Annotated in this window: 19 protein-coding genes; 11 read left to right on the forward strand and 8 right to left on the reverse strand. The window is 74.4% G+C overall.

What is annotated here, in order from left to right:
* Positions 1 to 106 precede the first annotated feature (106 nt).
* The 7 genes from KLI87_RS27350 to KLI87_RS27380 all read left to right on the forward strand — a co-directional run bounded on the left by KLI87_RS27350 (position 107) and on the right by KLI87_RS27380 (position 7,336).
* Positions 107 to 1,132 (forward strand): YafY family protein, encoded by a 1,026-nt coding sequence (locus KLI87_RS27350; protein ID WP_214619247.1) that lies wholly within the window; start codon positions 107 to 109, stop codon positions 1,130 to 1,132.
* Positions 1,129 to 2,139 carry a YafY family protein gene (locus KLI87_RS27355; protein WP_156216780.1) on the forward strand — a complete coding sequence of 337 codons (1,011 nt, stop codon included), beginning with the start codon at positions 1,129 to 1,131 and terminating at the stop codon, positions 2,137 to 2,139. Before KLI87_RS27350 ends, KLI87_RS27355 begins: the two co-directional genes overlap by 4 nt.
* Positions 2,140 to 2,162: 23 nt before the next feature.
* Positions 2,163 to 2,384 carry a hypothetical protein gene (locus KLI87_RS27360; RefSeq protein ID WP_308166212.1) on the forward strand — a complete coding sequence of 74 codons (222 nt, stop codon included), beginning with the start codon at positions 2,163 to 2,165 and terminating at the stop codon, positions 2,382 to 2,384.
* A gap of 29 nt (positions 2,385 to 2,413) precedes the next feature.
* Complete coding sequence (tatA, locus tag KLI87_RS27365; protein ID WP_156216779.1) at positions 2,414 to 2,785, forward strand: Sec-independent protein translocase subunit TatA; 372 nt, start codon at positions 2,414 to 2,416, stop codon at positions 2,783 to 2,785.
* Positions 2,786 to 2,836: 51 nt separating this feature from the next.
* On the forward strand, positions 2,837 to 3,709 hold the full coding sequence (tatC, locus tag KLI87_RS27370; RefSeq protein ID WP_308166213.1) for a twin-arginine translocase subunit TatC: 873 nt from the start codon (positions 2,837 to 2,839) through the stop codon (positions 3,707 to 3,709).
* 246 nt (positions 3,710 to 3,955) lie between these two features.
* On the forward strand, positions 3,956 to 6,721 hold the full coding sequence (locus KLI87_RS27375; protein ID WP_214619249.1) for an RNA helicase: 2,766 nt from the start codon (positions 3,956 to 3,958) through the stop codon (positions 6,719 to 6,721).
* A gap of 252 nt (positions 6,722 to 6,973) precedes the next feature.
* Positions 6,974 to 7,336, forward strand: coding sequence for a hypothetical protein (locus KLI87_RS27380; RefSeq protein WP_156216776.1), 363 nt, complete (start codon positions 6,974 to 6,976; stop codon positions 7,334 to 7,336).
* 42 nt (positions 7,337 to 7,378) lie between these two features.
* Here KLI87_RS27380 and KLI87_RS27385 read toward each other — a convergent pair whose 3' ends face one another.
* A complete protein-coding gene (locus tag KLI87_RS27385; protein ID WP_214619250.1) occupies positions 7,379 to 8,407 on the reverse strand; it encodes an alpha/beta fold hydrolase in 1,029 nt (342 codons plus the stop codon).
* A gap of 238 nt (positions 8,408 to 8,645) precedes the next feature.
* On the opposite strand from KLI87_RS27385, the gene KLI87_RS27390 reads away from it, so the two are divergent.
* Both KLI87_RS27390 and KLI87_RS27395 read left to right on the forward strand, forming a co-directional pair.
* Positions 8,646 to 9,638 (forward strand): ABC transporter ATP-binding protein, encoded by a 993-nt coding sequence (locus tag KLI87_RS27390; RefSeq protein WP_214619251.1) that lies wholly within the window; start codon positions 8,646 to 8,648, stop codon positions 9,636 to 9,638.
* Positions 9,635 to 10,483, forward strand: coding sequence for an ABC transporter permease (locus KLI87_RS27395; protein WP_156216770.1), 849 nt, complete (start codon positions 9,635 to 9,637; stop codon positions 10,481 to 10,483). The genes KLI87_RS27390 and KLI87_RS27395 overlap by 4 nt, the downstream gene beginning before the upstream one ends.
* Before the next feature lie 56 nt (positions 10,484 to 10,539).
* Here KLI87_RS27395 and KLI87_RS27400 read toward each other — a convergent pair whose 3' ends face one another.
* A complete protein-coding gene (locus KLI87_RS27400) occupies positions 10,540 to 11,208 on the reverse strand; it encodes a class I SAM-dependent methyltransferase (RefSeq protein WP_308166214.1) in 669 nt (222 codons plus the stop codon).
* A 152-nt stretch (positions 11,209 to 11,360) separates the two neighbouring features.
* Here KLI87_RS27400 and KLI87_RS41140 point away from each other — a divergent pair, with 152 nt between their 5' ends.
* Both KLI87_RS41140 and KLI87_RS27405 read left to right on the forward strand, forming a co-directional pair.
* A complete protein-coding gene (locus tag KLI87_RS41140; protein WP_284734203.1) occupies positions 11,361 to 11,486 on the forward strand; it encodes a hypothetical protein in 126 nt (41 codons plus the stop codon).
* A 421-nt stretch (positions 11,487 to 11,907) separates the two neighbouring features.
* On the forward strand, positions 11,908 to 12,105 hold the full coding sequence (locus KLI87_RS27405) for a hypothetical protein (protein ID WP_214619252.1): 198 nt from the start codon (positions 11,908 to 11,910) through the stop codon (positions 12,103 to 12,105).
* 18 nt (positions 12,106 to 12,123) lie between these two features.
* On the opposite strand, the gene KLI87_RS27410 is transcribed toward KLI87_RS27405, so the two are convergent.
* The 6 genes from KLI87_RS27410 to KLI87_RS27435 all read right to left on the reverse strand — a co-directional run bounded on the left by KLI87_RS27410 (position 12,124) and on the right by KLI87_RS27435 (position 18,895).
* Complete coding sequence (locus KLI87_RS27410) at positions 12,124 to 13,752, reverse strand: MFS transporter (protein ID WP_214619253.1); 1,629 nt, start codon at positions 13,750 to 13,752, stop codon at positions 12,124 to 12,126.
* A 106-nt stretch (positions 13,753 to 13,858) separates the two neighbouring features.
* Entirely contained in the window at positions 13,859 to 15,001 is a 1,143-nt protein-coding gene (locus KLI87_RS27415) for an FHA domain-containing protein (protein ID WP_308166215.1), read from the reverse strand.
* 8 nt (positions 15,002 to 15,009) lie between these two features.
* Positions 15,010 to 15,450 carry a hypothetical protein gene (locus KLI87_RS27420; protein WP_214619255.1) on the reverse strand — a complete coding sequence of 147 codons (441 nt, stop codon included), beginning with the start codon at positions 15,448 to 15,450 and terminating at the stop codon, positions 15,010 to 15,012.
* A gap of 64 nt (positions 15,451 to 15,514) precedes the next feature.
* Positions 15,515 to 17,032 carry a hypothetical protein gene (locus KLI87_RS27425; RefSeq protein WP_214619256.1) on the reverse strand — a complete coding sequence of 506 codons (1,518 nt, stop codon included), beginning with the start codon at positions 17,030 to 17,032 and terminating at the stop codon, positions 15,515 to 15,517.
* A gap of 173 nt (positions 17,033 to 17,205) precedes the next feature.
* Entirely contained in the window at positions 17,206 to 18,105 is a 900-nt protein-coding gene (locus tag KLI87_RS27430) for an NAD-dependent protein deacetylase (protein WP_308166216.1), read from the reverse strand.
* 73 nt (positions 18,106 to 18,178) lie between these two features.
* Entirely contained in the window at positions 18,179 to 18,895 is a 717-nt protein-coding gene (locus KLI87_RS27435; RefSeq protein ID WP_308166217.1) for a Crp/Fnr family transcriptional regulator, read from the reverse strand.
* Positions 18,896 to 19,227 lie beyond the last annotated feature (332 nt).

Here is a 19,227-nt window from a genome sequence, read left to right on the forward strand (position 1 = left end):
TAGCGTCGTTGGTTCCGCTCGGGCCGCACATGCCCGCCATGTCGTCCAACTCCCCCAGGAGGCGGGCGCGGTTCCGGTAGCGTGTCCGGCGGGGAAGGGGGTCGTTATGTCACGGCGCAAGACCGAGCGTCTGTTGAACCTGGTGGTGTGCCTGCTCGCGACGCGGCGTTACCTGACGGCCGAGCAGATCCGCCGGGCGGTGCCCGGCTATCCCGACTCCGACGAGGCGTTCAAGCGGATGTTCGAGCGCGACAAGGAGGAGCTGCGCGAGCTCGGCGTGCCGCTGGAGGTCGGCAGCGACCAGGGGGGCGGCGGCGGTGAGGAGATCGGCTACCGGATCCCGCCGCAGGCCTACGAGCTGCCCGACATCCACCTCACCTCCGACGAGGCGGCGGTGCTGGGGATCGCCGCGCGGGTGTGGCAGCGCGCGAGCATGGCCGAGGCCGCGTCCGGCGCGCTGCTGAAGCTGCGGGCGGCGGGGGTGGAGACCGACGTGACGACCGCCGTCGGGATCGAGCCCCGCGTCAACACCGGCGACCCGGCGTTCCCGGCGCTGTGGGAGGCGGTCCGCGACGGCCGACCGGTCGCGTTCGACTACCAGGGCATCGGCCGGACTTCGGTGGCGCGGCGGCACCTGGAGCCGTGGGGCGTGGTGAGCCGCCGGGGCCGCTGGTACGCGGTCGGGTTCGACCGCGACCGCGAGGAGCAGCGGGTGTTCCGGCTGAGCCGCATCGTCGGCGACGTCGTCGGCGACGGCGCGCCCGGCACCGTCACCGTCCCCGACGGCGTGGACGTGCGGCGCATCGCCTTCGACTGGGGCGACCCGGTCAGCGACCCGCGCCCGGCGACCGTGCGGCTGCGCGCGGGCGCCGCGCAGGGGCCGCGCCGGTGGGCGCGGGACGTGCGGGCCGTCGACGGCGGCGCGTGGGACGAGGCGACGCTGATGTTCCAGGACGTGGAGCGGTTCGCGCCCTACCTGGTGCGGTTCGCCGACGACGTCGTCGTGCTCGATCCGCCCGACCTGCGCGACGCGGTGATCCAGCAGCTGAAGTCGGTCCTGGCGGGCAGCGTCCAGGACCCGTGCGGGGACGGCGGCGACATGATGCGGGACGGCTCGGTGAGCGGGCGATGAGCACCGGCACGGCGGCGGGGCGGCCCGCCGCGAACACCTCCACCGACCGCCTCGCGCGGCTGCTGGCGCTCGTCCCCTACGTGGTGAACCGCGACTCGGTCGCGCTCGGCGAGGCCGCCGCCGCGTTCGGGGTGACCGAGAAGCAGCTCATCGACGACCTGAACCTGCTGTGGTGCGTGGAGTTGCGCGCGCCCGACCCCTACTGCCCGATCGACCTGTCCTACGAGGGCGGGGAGATCACCGTCGCCGAGGCCGAGTCGATCGCGCGGCCGCTGCGGCTGAAGGTCGACGAGGCCAGCGCGCTGCTGGTCGCGCTGCGGATGCTGGCGGGGATCCCCGACCTGCACGACCGGGACGCGCTCAGCCGGGTGATCGCCAAGCTGGAGAGCGCGGCGGGCGCCGCCGCCGCCGTCAGCAGCCAGGTCGCGGTGGAGGTCGACGCCCACGGCGCCGCCGCCCCGGACGGCGCCGGCACCCTGCTCGGGCGGCTGCGCGACGCGATCGCCGCCGGCCGCCGCGTCCACCTCACCTACTACGTCCCCGCGCGGGACGAGAACACCGAGCGCGACGTCGACCCGATGCGGGTGCTGGTGGTGGAGGGCACCACCTACCTGGAGGGTTGGTGCCGCCGCGCGGAGGCCGTCCGGCTGTTCAAGCTGGACCGGATCGCGGGGCTCACCGTCCTGGACGTCCCGGCGCACGTCCCCGACGAGGCCGAGCCGATCGACGTGGACGCCGGGCTGTTCCGCCCGTCCCCGCGGGACGTGCGGGTCGCGCTGGAGCTGACCGCCCGGGGCCGCTGGGTCGCCGACTACTACCCGTGCGAGAGCGTCCTGGAACTGGGGGAGGGGCGGCTGCGGGTGGTGCTGCGGACCCCCGACACCCGCTGGGTGCGGGGCCTCGCGCTGCGCCTCGGCGACCAGGGCCGGATCGTGGAGCCCGCGTCGCTGGCGGCGGGCGTCCGCGACGACGCCGCGCGGGCGCTGGCCCTGTACGGCATGGGCTGACGGGGTCGGCTACCGTGACGGAGGTGACTTGGGTTGCGGTGCCGGTGGCGCTCGGATCGGCCGGCCTGGTGGTGCTCGCCTACGCCGCGTTCCGCGTCTACCTGGGCGTACGGCGGTTCGGGCGTGAACTGGAACGCACCAGGCAGCGGCTTGGCCCCAAACAGTCGGCGCTGCGTGGTGAACTGTCCGATCTTCAGGCGGCTCGGATCCCACAACCGCCCGGGGACGGCGTACGATCGTCCTAGCACGACTCCCGGCTGAAGAGGATGTGAACATGGGCAACATCGGGACTCCGGAGCTGCTGATCGTCTTGCTCGTCGTCGTTCTGATCTTCGGATCGGCGAAGCTTCCGCAGCTCGCGCGGTCGCTGGGCAAGTCGGCGCGCATCCTGAAGGCTGAGACCAAGGGCCTGCGCGACGACGACGAGCCCGACACGGCGGCCAAGTCCGACGCCGCGCAGGCGAAGGCGGGCGGTGCGCAGTCGAACGCGGCGCGTGACCGCGCGGCGCAGTTGCGCGAGGAGGCGGCGCGGCTCGAACGCGAGGCCGCGGCGCAGGAGGCGCCCCGGCAGCAGGGCGCGCTGTCGTCCGGGGAGCCGATCCAGGGTGTCCCGGTTTCCGACTACGGCAACCGCAAGACCTCCTGACCTGGCCTTCCTCCCGCTAGCGACCGAACGGACCGGCAAGCCGGTGACGACGTGACCACATTGAAGCGGACCGCGCGCAAGTCCACCCCCGACGGACGCATGCCCCTGATGGAGCATCTCCGTGAGCTGCGCAACCGGTTGATCAAGTCGATCCTCGCGCTGGTGATCGGCGCGATCATCGGCTGGTTGCTGTTCGACCCCGTCTGGGACGTGCTGAAGCAGCCCTACTGCTCGCTGCCGCAGTCCCGGGTGGTCGACAAGGACCAGTGCTCCCTGTTCGTCAACGGGATCTTCTCCTCGTTCTTCCTGAAGCTGAAGATCTCCTGCATCATCGGCGCGGTCATCTCCTCCCCGGTGTGGCTGTACCAGATCTGGGCGTTCGTCGCGCCCGGGCTGTACCAGAAGGAGCGCCGCTGGACCTACACGTTCATGGGCGCCGCGGTCCCGCTGTTCTTCATCGGCTCCGCGCTCGCGTACGTGACCGTGGACAAGGGCCTGGCGATCTTCCTGGGGTTCGTCGCCGACGACGTCAAACCGCTGATCACCGTCGACAGCTATCTCAGCTACGTGCTGACGATGCTGCTGGTGTTCGGGCTGACGTTCGAGCTGCCGCTGTTCGTGGTGATCCTCAACCTGGCCGGTGTGCTCAGCTCGTCCCGGATCCGCAAGTCCCAGCGGGTCGCGATCTTCGGCATCTTCGCGTTCGCGGCCGTCGCCACTCCCAGCGCCGACCCGTTCACGATGCTCGCGCTGGCGCTCCCGACCGTGGTGCTGTTCGAGATCGCGGCGCTCCTGGCGTTCTTCAACGACCGCCGCAAGGCCCGCCGGCCCGACCCCTACGCCGACCTGGCCGACGACGAGGCGTCCCCGCTCGACCTCGACGCCATCGACGCCGAGCTGGAGAAGGGCGACTCCCGCGCCTGACCCCCCGCCGCCTCCGCGCGTCACCCCGCCGGCGACCCACCGCCCGACCGGTCGGGCGGTCTTCCGGGCCACCGGGCCGGTTCCCGATGTCCCCCGGCGGACCCGCGGGTCCGCGCCACAGGAATGTCTCCGGAGTGTGACAGGGGCGTCGCAGGCGCCGCCGCCGGGGCGCACGGGCCGCCGGGACGCCCCCGGCCCCGGATTAGGATTGGGAATCGGGCCGGTCGAAACCGTAGGCTCGGTGCCATGACCACCCCCGACACGACGTCGGCCGGGCAGACCCCGGCGCAGCGGTACGCCGCCTACCGCAGCCGCACCGCCGGGAACGGCCCCGCCCTGCTCGACTTCCGCACCCTGTACGACTTCGAGCTGGACGCGTTCCAGCTTGAGGCGTGCCGGGCGCTGGAAGAGGGCAGCGGCGTCCTGGTCGCCGCGCCCACCGGCTCCGGCAAGACCGTGGTGGGGGAGTTCGCCGTCCACCTCGCGCTCACCGGCGGCACCAAGTGCTTCTACACCACGCCGATCAAGGCGCTGTCGAACCAGAAGTACGCCGACCTCGTCCGCCGCTACGGGCCGGAGAAGGTCGGGCTGCTCACCGGCGACAACAGCGTCAACGGCGAGGCGCCGGTCGTGGTGATGACCACCGAGGTGCTGCGGAACATGCTGTACGCCGGGTCCCCGACCCTCGCGGGCCTGGCGTTCGTGGTGATGGACGAGGTCCACTACCTCGCCGACCGGTTCCGCGGCGCCGTCTGGGAAGAGGTGATCATCCACGTCCCCGACTCGGTGCGGATCGTGGCGCTGTCGGCGACGGTGTCCAACGCCGAGGAGTTCGGCGAGTGGCTGCACGAGGTCCGCGGCGACACCGCCGTGATCGTCGACGAGCACCGGCCCGTCCCGCTGTTCCAGCACATGCTCGTCGGGACGCGGCTGTACGACCTGTTCGTCGACACCGGCAAGGGCAAGGACCGGCAGGCCCGCCTGAACCCGCAGCTCACCCGGATGGCCGTCGAGGAGGTCCGCCGCTCCAAGGTCAACCAGGGCCGGCGCACCGGGCGGCGCCGCGCGCCCCGCCCCCAGCGGTTCCGGCCGCCGCCCCGGCCCGAGGTCATCGAGCGGCTGGAGCGCGCCGGGCTGCTCCCGGCGATCACGTTCATCTTCAGCCGCGCCGGCTGCGACGCGGCCGTCCTGCAGTGCCTGAACGCCGGGATCCGGCTCACCTCCAAGGAGGAGGCCGAGGAGATCCGCGCGCACGCGTCGCTGCGCACCGCCGACATCACCGCCGAGGACCTGCGGATCCTCGGCTACGACGACTTCCTCGCCGCGCTGGAGCGCGGCGTCGCCGCCCACCACGCCGGGATGCTGCCCACCTTCAAGGAGATCGTCGAGGAGCTGTTCACCCGCGGGGTGATCAAGGCGGTGTTCGCGACCGAGACGCTCGCGCTCGGCATCAACATGCCCGCCCGCACCGTGGTGATCGAGAAGCTCGACAAGTGGAACGGGGAGGCGCACGTCGACCTCACCCCGGGCGAGTACACCCAGCTCACCGGGCGCGCCGGGCGGCGCGGCATCGACGTCGAGGGCCACGCCGTCGTGGTGTGGGGGCCGAGCGTGGAGCCCGCGTCGGTCGCCGGGCTCGCCGGCACCCGCACCTACCCGCTGAATTCCAGCTTCCGGCCGTCCTACAACATGGCCGTGAACCTCGTCGGCGCCGTCGGCAACGAGCGCGCCCGGACGCTGCTGGAGGAGTCGTTCGCGCAGTTCCAGGCCGACCGCGCCGTCGTCGGCCTCGCCCGGCAGGTCCACAAGAACGAGGAGGCCCTCGCCGGGTACGCCAAGGCCGCCGAGTGCCACCTCGGCGACTTCATGGAGTACGCGGCGCTGCGCCGGCGCCTGTCGGACCGGGAGTCGGAGATGTCGCGGGAGCGGTCCTCCGCCCGCCGCGCCGAGGCCGCGAAATCCCTGGAGCACCTGCGGCCGGGCGATGTCATCCTCGTGCCGTCCGGGCGGCGGTCGGGGCTCGCGGTCGTGCTGGACCCCGGCGTCGGGCGGCGCTCGGACGGGCCCGCGCCGCTCGTCCTGACCGTGAACCGGTCCGTGCAGCGGCTGTCCATCCAGGACTTCCCCCGCGCCGTGGAGCCCGTCGAGCGGATCCGCATCCCGAAGTCGTTCAGCCCCCGCAACCCGCAGGACCGCCGCGACCTGGCGTCCACGCTGCGGAACAAGGTCCCCGTGGACGTCCGTGAGCGCCGCCGGGGGCGGGACGTGCCCGCCGCCGACGACGCCGAGGTCGCCCGGCTGCGCGCCGAGCTGCGCCGCCACCCCGTGCACGGCTGCGACCAGCGCGAGGACCACGCCCGCTGGGCCGAGCGCTACCACCGGCTCGACCGCGAGACCGAGCAGCTCCGCCGCCGCGTCGAGGGCCGCTCCCAGGTGATCGCCCGCACCTTCGACCGGGTCTGCGCCGTCCTGCAGCAGCTCGGTTACCTGGAGGGCGACTCGGTCACCGACGAGGGCCGCCGCCTCGGCCGCATCTACAACGAGCTGGACCTGCTGACCGCCGAGAGCCTCCGCGAGGGCCTGTGGGAGCACCTCGACCACGCGGGCCTCGCCGCGTGCGTGTCCGCGCTCGTCTACGAGTCGCGGCAGCCCGACGACGCCACCCCGCCCCGCACGCCGCCCGGCCCCGCGCAGGACGCGCTCGCCGCGATGGTGCGGCTCTGGGGCGAGCTGGAGGGCGTCGAGCGCGACAACCGCGTCTCGTTCCTGCGCGAACCCGACCTCGGGTTCGCCTGGACCGCCTACCGGTGGGCCAAGGGCGACGACCTCGACGCGGTGCTGCTGGAGAGCGACCTCACCGCCGGGGACTTCGTCCGCGCCGTCAAGCAGCTCCTCGACCTGCTCGGGCAGGTCGCCGACGCCGCGCCGCCCAACAGCCACATCCGCAAGACCGCCCGCCGCGCGATGGACGCGATGCGGCGCGGCGTCGTCGCCTACTCCTCGGTCGCCTGACACCGCCGCCCGCCGCCCGCCGCCGCCGGTCGCCTGACCTGGGCGGTGGCGTCCGGCGGTGCCTGAAAGAAACGAAACGGCGGCGATTTCTGGCTCTGCCGTGAAATGTCGTATTGCGGGGGAGTCCGGCTGGCACAATGCGGAGCGCCCGACGCCCCCTGAGGGCCGTGGGAGCCGTGCCGTGCCCGCGTGCCGTCCGGTGCCGGCGGCCACCGGTCGGCGCCCATGCGACACGCGAGAAAGGTCCTGACCGTGGCTATCCGCGACAAACTGCGTGCCAACGCGGCCCACGTCCTGCAGCCGGGCGAGAACATCCAGGCGGTGTTCTGCGCCCAGACGACCAGCCAGTACTTCGCCCTGATCTCCTACTGGATCATCCTGTTCGCCAACGCCTACCGCGTCGTGGTCGTCACCGACCGGCGGATCCTGGTGTGCGGGTCGGGGCGGCTGCGGATGACGCCCGTCAAGGAGGTCCTGCGCGAGGTGCCCCGCTACACGCGGATCGGCCCGCCCTCCGGCCTGTGGTGGCGCTGCGAGTCGCTCGGCGAGCGGCTCTACGTCAACAGGCGGTTCCACAAGGACGTCAACGCGGCCGACGAGCTCGCCACCGCCTGACCGCGCGTCCGGGCCCGGCCCCGCGCCGGGCCGGGCCCGCAATCAGCGCCCCGGGGCCGCGGCCTCGATCGCGTCCGCGACCTCGCGCGGGTGCGACACCAGCGCCAGGTGCCGCGCCCCCGGGATGACCGTCGGGGGCGGGGCGCCGATCCGGGCGGCCGTCTCGCGGGGGGTGGCGGCGGAGAACACGTCGTCGCCGGCGCCGAACACCACCGCCTTGCGGAGCGGGACCCGCGCGAGGTCCGCGACCCGGGACGCGGGCAGCCCGACCACGCCCCGCATCCGCCACAGCGCCTCCTCGGCGCCCTCGACCTGGAACGGGCGCCGCCACCGGTCCACGCCCGCGCCGTCCAGCCGGGGGCAGGCCGGCCCGCACTGCGACCCGTAGATCTTCCTGATCACCCAGTCGGAGCGGACCGCCAGCCGCAGCAGCGTCGTCCGGAACGGGTCGCGCAGCACGAACCGCAGCCCGTCGGCGCCCGACCCCGCCCCGGTGTCCAGGGCGTCGCCGTCCAGGAACACCAGCCCGCCCATCCGGGACGGGGCGCGCAGCACCGCCTCGGCGGCCACGCCCGCGCCGCTGGAGTGCCCGACGACCAGCGCGCCGTCCAGGCGCAGCGCGTCCAGGAACCCCAGGAGCTGCTCCCCCTGGTGCGCGGCGTCGTAGGGGGCGCGGCGCTCGCTGTAGCCCCAGCCGGTCAGGTCGAGCGCGAACACCCGGTGCCGCGCCGCGAGCCGCGCCGCCACCGCCTCCCAGGTGTCGGACGACTCGGCGGCTCCGTGCACCAGCACCACCGGCGGCCCCTGCGTCCCCCAGTGCCGGTAGCGGGTGCGGATCCCGGCGGCCTGGACGAACTCCAGCCCGTCCGGTTCGCGGGCGCGGCCCGCCGTCGCCGCGTTGTAGCCGAAGGAGAAGCAGGTCGCCAGCACCAGCAGCGCGAGGAACGCCACCGCGGCCCGCCGCGCCCACCGGCGGAGCCTCGGACGCCCCCGCCGGGGTCCGGGGTTCGGCGCGGGCTCTTCGGCGGGCCCCGCGGCGGGGTCCGTCGCGGGCTGGGGCTCGGCTGTCATGGGCCTCCCTTTCGGTCGCCACCCCAGCATTCCCGCCGCCGCCCCGCCCGTCATCGGGCCTCCAGACGACCCGTCCCTGCTCCCCACGAAGTAGGAGACCGGATTGTCCTACACCTCCGGGATTCCCCTACCGTGGTCGGAGACGGATCGGCTTCCAGGAGGATCCGTCGCCGACGATCAGCACGTTAGTGTGATCCCGGTCACCGAACCCGTCATCGACCCCCCAGGACGTAAACGCATGATCGAGGCGGAGAACCTCACCAAACGCTACGGCGACAGGCTCGCCGTGGATGACCTCTCTTTCACCGTGCACCCCGGCAGGGTGACCGGCTTCCTCGGCCCGAACGGCGCCGGGAAGTCGACCACGATGCGGCTGCTGCTCGGTCTCGACCGGCCGCACCGCGGCGACGCGCGCATCCACGGCCGCCACTACCGCGACCTGCACGAGCCGCTGCGGGTCGTCGGCGCGCTGCTGGAGGCCCGCGCGGTCCACACCGGCCGCAGCGCCTACAACCACCTGCGCTGCCTCGCCCAGACCCAGGGCGTCGGCCGCAAGCGGCTCGACGAGGTCATCGAGCTCGTCGGCCTCACCGGCGTCGCCCGCAAGCGCGCCGGCGGCTTCTCGCTGGGCATGGGGCAGCGGCTCGGCATCGCCGCCGCGCTGCTGGGCGACCCGTCCATCCTCATCCTGGACGAGCCGGTCAACGGCCTCGACCCCGAGGGCATCGTCTGGATCCGCACCCTCATGCAGCGGCTCGCCGCCGAGGGGCGCACGGTGTTCGTCTCCAGCCACCTGATGAACGAGATGGCGGTCACCGCCGACCACCTCATCGTCATCGGCCGGGGCAAGCTGATCGCCGACTGCTCCACCGAGGAGTTCATCGAGCGCAGCACCGAGAAGATGGTCCTCGTCCGCACCCCCGAGGCCGAGCGGCTCACCGGCCTGCTCACCGCCGAGGGCGCCACGGTCGTGCCCGGCGCCGAGCCGGGCGCCCCGCTCACCGTCACCCACATGGAGGCGCCGCGCGTCGGCGAACTCGCCGCCGCCGAGGGCCTGGTGCTGCACGAGCTCACCCCGCGCCGCGGGTCGCTGGAGGCGGCGTTCATGGAACTCACCCGCGAGAGCGTCGAGTACGGCGACACCGCCGGGGGCGCGGCCGCCGCGGCCGGCCTCGACGGTGCCGCGGCGATCCCGGGTGCCGTTCCCGCACAGGAAGGGAAGACCCGATGACCGCCGCCACCTCCGGCCACGCCGCGTCCGCGCCGCCCGGGACGGCGCCGGTGCCGCTCGGCAAGCGCGTCGGCCGGCTCATGATCGCCGAGTGGACGAAGATCCGCACGGTCCGCTCGACGCTGTGGTCGCTGATCCTGCTGGTCGTCCTCGACCTCGGCTTCACCGCCCTGTTCGTCGGGCTCACCGTCGGGCAGTGGGACAAGACCGACGCGGGCGACCGCGCGACGATCGCCGCCGACCCCACCAGCATGATCCTCGGCAGCGGGTTCTTCCTCAGCCAGCTGACCGTGTGCGTCCTCGGCGTCCTGGTGATCGCCTCGGAGTACTCCACCGGCATGATCCGCGCGAGCCTGCTGGCCGTGCCGCGCCGGCTGCCGATGCTGTGGGCGAAGGCCGCCGTGTTCGGGCTGCTGATGCTCGTCCTCGGCGTCGTGGTGTCGTTCGCGTCGTTCTTCATCGGCGCCGCGCTGATGAACGACAAGGTGCCGGTGTCGCTCGGCGACCCCGGCGTGCTGCGCGCGGTCGTCGGCGGCGGCCTGTACCTGGCGATGCTCGGCCTGTTCGCGATGGCGATCGGCGCGATCGTGCGGCACCCCGCCGGCGGCATCACCGGCGTGATCGGGTTCGTGCTCGTGCTCTCGCCGCTGGCCGCGCTGCTGCCCGGCAGCCTCGGCGACCACGTCCACGCCTACCTGCCCTCCGAGGCCGGGCACCTCATCGCCCAGGCCCACCAGGGCAAGGACGACCTGCTGACGCCCTGGCAGGGCTACGGCGTCTTCGCCGTGTGGACGGTGCTGCTGCTCGCCCTCGCGGCGACCCTGCTGAAGCGCCGCGACGCCTGACCCGCATCACCTGACCGGCCCGGGGCATCGCGCCCCGGGCCGGCCACGTGAGACGGTCAGGCGGGGCGTGCGGCCACCCAGCCGTGCTCCTCGTCCAGGAACCGGTCCAGGCGCAGCCCTGACGCCGCCAGCACCTCCGGAAGCTCCTCCTCGCCCAGCCTCCGCGAGACGAAGGAGTGCGTCCAGCGGCGCTCGCCCATCCGGTACTCGATCGTCGCCGCGCACCGCTCCGGGTCCAGCCGCTCCAGCTCGGACAGCCGGAAGTCGATCCCGTCGTGCGACCACGCGCGGGGGGCCTCCTCCCAGTCGACGGTCTCGCGCTGCACGATCACCAGCCCGTCCGGGGCGGCGTGCCGGCGGCAGGCGTCCAGCAGCGCCGTCCGGTCACCGTAGTTGACCAGGTAGGACATCATCAGCACGCAGCCGAACCGGTCCGGCAGGTCCAGGTCCTCGATCGGCGAGCACACCGTCCGCGCGCCCGTCACCCGGGCGAGCATCTCCGCCGAGTCGTCCACCGCCGTGACCGGGTGCCCGAGCGCCACCAGCGGCGCGGTGACCCGCCCCGCGCCCGCGCCCAGCTCCAGGATCGACGCGCCCGGCGGCAGCGCGCCGTGCACCAGCGCGGCGGCCTCCTCGTTGCGGGGCTGCGCGGCGTAGAACTCCACCGCCGACCCGTCCGGCGCGATGTCGCCGGGCCCCGTCCCGCTCGATCGTGTCTTCCCCACCGGCGTCCCCTCCGCTCGTCCCGCCGCCCACGGCCGTTGATCACCGAATCGTCGGACGCGCCGCCCGCCCCCGTCAAGGGCCCTGCCCCGCCGCTCCTCGCACCGTCGGTACCGCTATCGGGCAGTCGCCAAGCGAGTGACCAAGCGGCGGGATGGCCGACGACGAGGTGCTGGCCGAGGGCGGCTGGGCCGCGGTGACCTCCCGGGTCGTGGCAAAGCGGGCGCGGGCCGACAACGCGCTCGCGCACTACTTCGGGTCGGTCGAGGCGCTGCGGTGATGCACGCGCCGGAGCGGGAGCCGGAGGGGCTGCCCGCGGCGGTCTCCAGGCCCCCGGCGCGCGCACCGTCGCCGACGTCCCGATGCGCATGCCCGACGGGTCCCCGCTCGTCGGACGCGTCGCCGGGCTCCCCGCCGCCGCGCAGCCCGAGGTGAACGGGGTGAAGGTCCTGAAGGGCGCCTACCTGGACCGTCGCCGACCACGCGCACCTGGCGCCCGGCTCGCGGATCGCGGTCTGGCACGGCGGTTCCTGGCGGAGCCTGGGCGTGCGCGGCACCGTGTCCTCGCCCGAGTACCTGTGGCCCGCCGCGAGCCGCCAGGACGTGCCGCCCGCGCCCGGTTCCTGCGGCGTCCTGTTCATCCCCGAGCCGCTGGCCCGGCGGATCGCGGGGACGACGGCCCCGAACCAGGTCGCGCGACGATGCTCGCCGGGCTCGCCTACGGGCTGGCCGCGGGCGCCGTGCCCGGCCTGGTCCTCGGACGGCTCGCGACGGGCGCGTTCAACAGGCGTTCCAGGGCCGGCGTCCGGGCCGCTACGTTCGCCTGGTCCGCGCTCGCCGCGGCGTTCCTCGCGCAGCGCCCTGGCCTGCCCGCCCTCGTCCGCGAGAGGGCGGGCTAGCCCGGGACCGGCCGTGCGTCAGGTGTCGGCGGACGCGGCTCCCGGCGGACCGGCCGGGCCCGCCGCCCGCCGCGTCTCGACGCCGAAGAACATCACCACGACCACGGCGGCCAGCAGCGGGATCGCGCCGAGCAGCGCCGTCTGCCCGATCGAGGGCACCGTCGAGCCCGCGACCAGCACGACCGTCACGACCACGCCGCCGAGCTTGCCGACGCCCGCCGACAGGCCCGACCCACGCGACCGGATCCGCGTCGGGTAGATCTCCGAGCTGTAGGCCGCCAGCACCGCGCCGATCGTCGCCGTCCCGACGATCGGGCCCGCCAGCAGGACGTACAGCCACACGCGGTCGTGCGCCAGGTCCTCGCCCGCGAACGAGAACGCCACCAGCGCCGCCGCGACCAGCGCCGTCAGCACGATGATCGTCTTCTTGGCGCTCCACAGCCCGTACATCGCGGCGGCGACGAACACCAGCGGCAGCCCGAGCAGCGAGGAGTCCCGCAGCGCCTCGTCGGCGCTCTTCTGCGCCAGCCCGAGCTTCTGCAGGTTGGAGGGGATCCACAGCTGGAACCCGTAGGTCACCAGCCCGATCCCGAGCCCGAGGATCACCACCGCGAGGCTCAGCCCGCCGAACGGCCGCCGGAACAGCGGCAGGTACCCGGCGCCGCGCGCGGCCTCCTCCCGCTCGTCGCGCGCCACGTCCGCGGCGGCCTCCTCCTCCGACGCCTCGACCACGCCGTAGCGGGCCATGATCTCGCGGGCCTCGGCCTCGCGGCCGTGCGCGAGCAGGAAGCGCGGCGACTCGGGGATCCACCGGTTGAGCAGGATCAGCGCGACGCCCGTGGGCAGCCCCACCAGCCACAGGATCCGCCACGAGTAGTGCGGGACGAGCGCCGACGACAGCGAGCTGGTGATCACGTAGGCGAGGGCCAGGTTCCCGCCGATCAGCACCATCACCCAGCCGCGGTGCCGCCCCGGGACCATCTCCGCCAGCAGCGAGAACGTGATCGGCAGCATCCCGCCCGCCGCCAGCCCCATCAGCAGGCACATCACGAGATTCCACCAGAACGACGGCATCGTCCCGCACACCGCCGTCGCCACGAACATCACCCCGGCCAGCAGGATCGACGAGCGGCGCCCGATGTGGTCGCCGAGCCAGCCCCACAGGAACGAGCCGAGGACCGTTCCCGTCAGCCCGAACAGCGGCAGCAGCGCCACCGGCCAGTGCCCGCCCGGGTTCAGCGCCGACTTCAGCCCGTACTCCTTGCCCATCCCCGGCGCGACGAACGACAGCGAGATCGGCTTCATCGCGTCGATCGTCACCGCCGTCGTCATCACCAGCACCAGCCCGATGTGCGCCGGACGGAACGGGGCGTCCCGCGCCGCGCGCACCCGCACCTCCGCGCCCCGGGGCGCCCGGAGCCCCCGGGGGATCAGCCCGTAGGCGGTCGCGGCGAGCCCCGCCACGATCAGCGCCATCCCGGCCTTCATCGGGGTGTCCATCGGCATGTCCGCCATGTGGTAGTGCATGTCGGACGAGTCCAGGTACATCGGCAGGTGCAGCACCACCCCCGCGACGCACGCGAGGAAACCGGCCCAGAAGGCCGGTGGATGGGCGAAGGCGATGCCGCCCACGGGCCGTGATCGCATCGAGGTCCTTTCCAGGGGGAGCCGGCGGAGCCGACCGGGGGGAGTCAGCGGGAGCGCCGCCGTGCGGACGGGCGTCCCGCGCGGGCCATGATCCCGCAGAAGCGGATCACACCTTGCGGTTGGATTCGAATCGGAAGGTGCGCGACAGCCCGATCCGGACCGTCGCGCCCGGCCGCAGCTCGACCGCGGTCTCCGGCGGCAGCCTGCGGAACTCCTCCGTGCCCGGGTCCCGCACCGCCGTGCCGTTCGCGGAGCCGAGGTCGACCACGCTCACCTGCCACTCGTCCAGCCGGACGAGCGCGTGCCGCCGCGACACCGACGCCTCCTCGTCGGTCAGCCGCAGCGGGCGCGCCTTCCCCGCGGCCACCTCCGGCGCCTTCTCGGCGACGCGCCCGACGAGCTGGTCGTGGTCGAGCGGGATCGCGTGGCCGTCGTCCAGCAGCAGCACCCCGAGCGGCGGCCGGGGCCCGTGGAACGGCGAGAGCGTGAGTTGCAGCATCGAGATCCCGCACACCGCGCAGTAGTGCGCGCGGGGGTCGTTGAAGTGCTCGTTCTTGCAGTTCACCCCGAGCACCCGCGGGCCGGTCGCGCGCCTCGGGTGCTTGCGGATCAGGCTGACCGGCTCGGGCGCCGGCTCGATCGCCGTGGGCGGCGGCGCGACCTTCGGCGCGGGCCGCGCGAGCTCCTGGACGGAGGGCTTCCCGGCGGCCCGCACCGCCGCCTGCGCGGCCGACCCGGCGGCGGGCCGAACCGGCCGGACGGATGCTCGCGCGGGCCGCCGCAATGACCGGCGCAGCCCGCCGCCCCGCACGACGCCCGAGGTCAGCCGCAGGCGCGGCTCGGCCCGCCCGGCGGTGCCGAGGGCCAGTTCGAGGCTCGCGACGGGTCCCTGGACGGTCCGCTCCTCCGTGCCGCCCGGGGCGCCGCCGAGCCGGACCTCCGCGCCGCCCGCCAGCATCACCCGGGCGCCGGCGTCCCCGCTGACCAGCACCGCGAGCCCCGACTCCCCGGACGGCCCGGCGACCGCGCACGCGTGCGGGCGCAGGCCGCGCCGCGCCGCGAGGAGCCCGGCGACCCGGCCCACCAGCGCGGTCCCGTCCCCGTCCGCCTCCGCGACCTCCTCCAGCGCCGTGAGGAGCGCGTCGACCAGTGGCGCGGTCACCGCGTCCGGCGCGGCGCACACCAGCGAGAGGGAGCCCTCCTGGGCGACGAGCCCGTCGCCCGGCAGCGGCCGCGCGAACCCGTGCACGCCGCCCCTCACAGCAGCCGCCCGCCCCGCAGCCGCCACGTCACCGACAGCACCCGCATCGGACCGTTGAGGAACAGCCACTGCCCGAGCCACACCACGACGAACATCGTCGCGAAGGTGGAGGCCGCGACATGCCCCCGCACGCCCGGCACCAGCCCGCCGTCCAGCAGGAACCACATCACCAACCCTTCCGGGACCATCGTGACGAGTCCGAACAGCGTCGGCCAGTCCTTGTCCCAGCGGAACTGCATCACCAGGTGGTAGAGCAGCTCCCAGCCGAGCCCGACCACGGCGACCGCGAGCAGGATCAGGTAGGCGGTCCGGTAGGTCTGCGCGAGCGGGCCCGCGGTGCCGGGCAGCACCGGCACGATCAGCGCGGTCAGTACCGCGCCGACGGTCGCCAGCACGAACACCCGGGTCTGGAGGCGACCGGCGAGGGTCGGGATCACGGTGGGACGCTCCTGGGGGAACCGAGATGTGAGGAGGGAGGCGGGGGGTGGCGGGGGAGAGGGGTCAGACGGGGCGGCCGGTGGCCCAGCGCGTCCACTGGCGGACCGACCGCGCCGGGCCGAGCCGCCGGCAGAACCCGCGCCGGGCGAGGTCGGCGGCGATGTCCAGCGCGGCGGTCTGCATGCCGAGGAAGCTGTCCACGGCGGGGAAGTGGTTGCCCGCCGCCGCGGCGCCCGAGGCGTAGAGCACGCCGTCGCCGCTCTCGGCGCCGAGCACCGCGAAGCTCGGCGCGACCGCGAGCCGGCCCGCGCCGTTGCGCCGCGCCCCGCCGTGCTGGAGCAGGTCGGCCAGCACCCGGTGCTCGGGCATGTCGGCCTCCAGCCCGGTGCAGTCGACGATGAAGTCCGACACGTGCCGCGCCCGGCCGCCGTCGTCGCCGCGCACGTGGCTGACCAGCCGCCCGTCCGGCGACGGCTCGACCCGGTCGACGACGGCCTGGACCGGCACGTACCAGCCGCCGCTCCGGCCCAGCCGCATCTGCTCCTGCCAGCGGCGCAGCTTCGGCGTCGTGGTCCCGCCGACGGCCTTGGACAGCGCCGCGCGCCGCTCCGGCGACGCCTTGCGGAACTGCGCCTTCAACTGCCCGCCGAACGCCGACTTGGGCAGTGTGAACGCCTGGTAGGCCCAGCCGTCGCCGCCCTTGCGCCGCATCCACGGGTGCGGACCGTGCGCGCCGGTCACATACGTGCGGAACACGTGCACGATCCGGGTCTGGAGGCCGTGGCGCTCCCGGTCGTCCATCAGCCGCTGCAGGACGCGCGAGGCGACGATCCCCGCGCCCCGCACGACCACCACGCCCGGACGCGACTTGAGCGTCTCGTACACGTGCTCGTGCGGCTCGTAGGCGTTCACGACGCGGTGGTAGTCGTTGTGGGTCTCGCGGAACTCCTGGAGGTCCTGCAGGAACTTCAGCCCGGGGTAGCCGACGGCCAGGTGCACGTACTTCGACCGGATCGCGACCCGCCTGGTCGGCGCCGTCCCCGGCGGCGGGTTCAGGACGGTGAAGTACCCGCCGCCCGCGCGGCGCCGCACCATCCGGACCTGGCCCTTGACGAGCATCTCCCAGTAGGAGATCCGGTCGGCCTCCCGCCGGACGGTGTCGAACACCGTCTGCGCGCGCGGGCTGAAGAAGTCGCTGAGGATCGGCTCGGTCAGCACCTGCCACAGCAGGCGGGGGGAACGGTCCCGCCACGCCTCGTGGACGGCGTAGGAGGGGAAGCCCCAGATGTTGTCGGGTCGCGCGCCCGCGTCGGAGCGGATCCGCTCGCCCGCCGGGAGCTGCGACACGCGCGTGAGGTACTCCCACGACTGCCAGGGCGCGTCCCGGCTGGACACCACCCGCATGGACGCGGTGGCGGCGCCCTGGATCCGCAGCACGTCCAGCAGCGTGAACGAGCCGAGCCCGCCGCCCACCGACACCAGCGGCATGTCGTAGATCGGGATCCCCGCGTCCCGTACCCGGTCGTCGTCCCACACCGAGGCCCCGAGCAGACACGGGGTGAGATCCCCCGGTGGCCGCATACCTGACAAGTGACGCCCCCGCCCTGCGAACCCCATCGAACAGGGCGACACCCTATCCCAGCCCGACGCCCCGGATCTGCGGACTCGGGCGCACACCGCCCCGGCGGCCGACGTGATCGTTCCGGTGGCGGCGCGCCGACGGTCGCCTCGGCGGACGGCCGGGCGGACGGGGATCAGGCGGAGGGGACGGTTCCGGGCGCCACGGCGGGCCCCAGTTCGGCGAGCAGGGCGGCCAGCGCCGTGCCGAGCGGCGCGTCCAGCGTGAGGGCCGCGTGCGCGTCACCCCGCGTGGCGCCCCGGTTCACGATCGCGACCGGGACGCCGAGCCGCGCCGCGTGCCGGACGAACCGGAGCCCCGACATCACCGTCAGCGACGACCCGAGCACCAGCAGCGCGCGGGCCGCCTCGGTCAGCGCGTAGCACTCCGCGACGCGGGCGGGCGGGACGTTCTCCCCGAAGAACACCACGTCGGGCTTCAGCGGGCCGCCGCACCGGTCGCAGCCCACGGTCCGGAAGGCGTCCACGGCGGCGTCGTCGAGGGCGACGTCGCCGTCGGGGTTCACCGCCTCCGCCCGCCCGGCCCAGCCGGGGTTGGCCTCGCGGAGGCGCCGCTCCAGGTGGCCGCGCGGCGTGCGCCCGCCGCAGGCCAGGCACACCACCCGGGACAGGGCGCCGTGCAGCTCCACCACGTCCCGCGCCCCGGCGGCCTGGTGCAGCCCGTCCACGTTCTGCGTGATGACCGCGCCGACCAGCCCCCGCGCCTGCAGCTCGGCGACCGCGAGGTGCCCGCCGTTCGGGCGCGCGCCCGCGATGTGCCGCCAGCCGAGATGGCTGCGCGCCCAGTACCGGCGGCGCGCGGCGGCGCTGCCGGTGAACCGCTGGTAGGTCATCGGCTGCTCGGTGGAGCGGGCGCGCTGCCGCTGCCCGGTCTCGCCCCGGTAGTCGGGGATGCCCGACTCGGTGGACAGCCCAGCCCCGCTCAGCACCAGGACGCCGCCGCCCGCCACCAGCTCCGCCAGCGGCCGCACGGCGGGGGCCGCCGCCCCGGCCTGCCCGTCCAGAACCTCCGTCACCCCTCCATGGTGCACGACGACCCGCACCGCTCGTCACCATTGCGAATCTACAATGTAAAGGGCGGGGCCGCGGTCAGTCCTGGCCGTTCGCGAACGCCCGCAGGCCGGGCAGGTCCACCACGGTGATCTTCCGCCAGCCCGTGCTGACCAGGCCGCGCCGCCGCAGGCTGTTCAGGGCGCGCGCGACGGTCTCGCGGGAGGCGTCCATCCAGCTGCCGAGCTCCTCCTGCGACAGCGGCGGGGCGATGTCGACGCGGCCGTCGGGGGAGGGCGGGCAGTGCCGCGCCGACAGCTCCGCGAGCTGGGTGAGCAGCAGCGCCAGCCGCCGGGCGCCGCGCGCCGACACGTGCGCCTGCAGGCGCCGGTCCGCGTCGTCCAGGCGGCGCACGAACGTGCCGCTGACCAGCAGCCACACGGCGGGATGGGCGTCGAGGAAGGCGGTGAAGCGCGCGGCGGGCACCACCAGCGCGCGGATCGGGCTGAGCGCCGTCACGGTCGCCGACCGCTCCCGGCCGCCGAGCACCGCGCTCTCGCACACGAGGTCGCCGGGGCCGCGCACGGCCAGCACCACCTCGTGCCCGTCGGCGGTGGAGGAGATGACCTTCGCCCAGCCGCTCTCGATGAGGATGATGTGGTCGGACTCGTCGCCCTGGTAGCACAGCGGCATGCGCGGCTGGTAGTTGCGCGGCCGCGCCACCTGCCGCAGCGCCGCGCGCTGGGGGGTGTCGAGGTCGTCCCAGAAGCCCTCGCCGCGCGCGAGGGTGAGGTCGGGGCCGGTCCGTTCGCTCACGAGGGGTCCGCTTCCCGGGCCCGCGGGCCCGCGGGTCGGGGCAGGGACGCGCCGCCAGGTGAACCGGTACCCGCGGCTGGTGGGAGGAGTGGGGCGCTGAGGCCCGGTGCCGCGGATACCGGTCCGCTCATGCGGCCGCCGCGGACGGGGCGCGTGTCCTGCCCTGTCCAGCGGCGGTGCCGGCATCGCATGTCCCTCAGGAAACCCCCTCACTGATTCCCCAGGCTGCACCCGTGGGCCCATACCGTCTGCGTCACCTGACACAGTGGGTCTCGCGCCGGTCAAGCCCCCAGGTCACGGCGCTCCGGCGGATGACGGTCGGCGGGACGGCC

The sequence above is a fragment of the Actinomadura sp. NEAU-AAG7 genome (assembly GCF_018603865.1).
Classification (GTDB): Bacteria; Actinomycetota; Actinomycetes; order Streptosporangiales; family Streptosporangiaceae; genus Spirillospora; species Spirillospora litoris.

What these genes read in the sequence shown, in the direction of transcription:
- KLI87_RS27375 (WP_214619249.1), top strand. Translation starts at nt 3,956, where the DNA reads ATGACCACCCCCGACACGACGTCGGCCGGGCAGACCCCGGCGCAGCGG.
- KLI87_RS27410 (WP_214619253.1), bottom strand. Translation starts at nt 13,752, where the DNA reads ATGCGATCACGGCCCGTGGGCGGCATCGCCTTCGCCCATCCACCGGCC.
- KLI87_RS41140 (WP_284734203.1), top strand. Translation starts at nt 11,361, where the DNA reads ATGGCCGACGACGAGGTGCTGGCCGAGGGCGGCTGGGCCGCGGTGACC.
- KLI87_RS27425 (WP_214619256.1), bottom strand. Translation starts at nt 17,032, where the DNA reads ATGCGGCCACCGGGGGATCTCACCCCGTGTCTGCTCGGGGCCTCGGTG.
- KLI87_RS27355 (WP_156216780.1), top strand. Translation starts at nt 1,129, where the DNA reads ATGAGCACCGGCACGGCGGCGGGGCGGCCCGCCGCGAACACCTCCACC.
- KLI87_RS27350 (WP_214619247.1), top strand. Translation starts at nt 107, where the DNA reads ATGTCACGGCGCAAGACCGAGCGTCTGTTGAACCTGGTGGTGTGCCTG.
- tatA (WP_156216779.1), top strand. Translation starts at nt 2,414, where the DNA reads ATGGGCAACATCGGGACTCCGGAGCTGCTGATCGTCTTGCTCGTCGTC.
- KLI87_RS27390 (WP_214619251.1), top strand. Translation starts at nt 8,646, where the DNA reads ATGATCGAGGCGGAGAACCTCACCAAACGCTACGGCGACAGGCTCGCC.
- KLI87_RS27405 (WP_214619252.1), top strand. Translation starts at nt 11,908, where the DNA reads ATGCTCGCCGGGCTCGCCTACGGGCTGGCCGCGGGCGCCGTGCCCGGC.
- KLI87_RS27385 (WP_214619250.1), bottom strand. Translation starts at nt 8,407, where the DNA reads ATGACAGCCGAGCCCCAGCCCGCGACGGACCCCGCCGCGGGGCCCGCC.
- KLI87_RS27395 (WP_156216770.1), top strand. Translation starts at nt 9,635, where the DNA reads ATGACCGCCGCCACCTCCGGCCACGCCGCGTCCGCGCCGCCCGGGACG.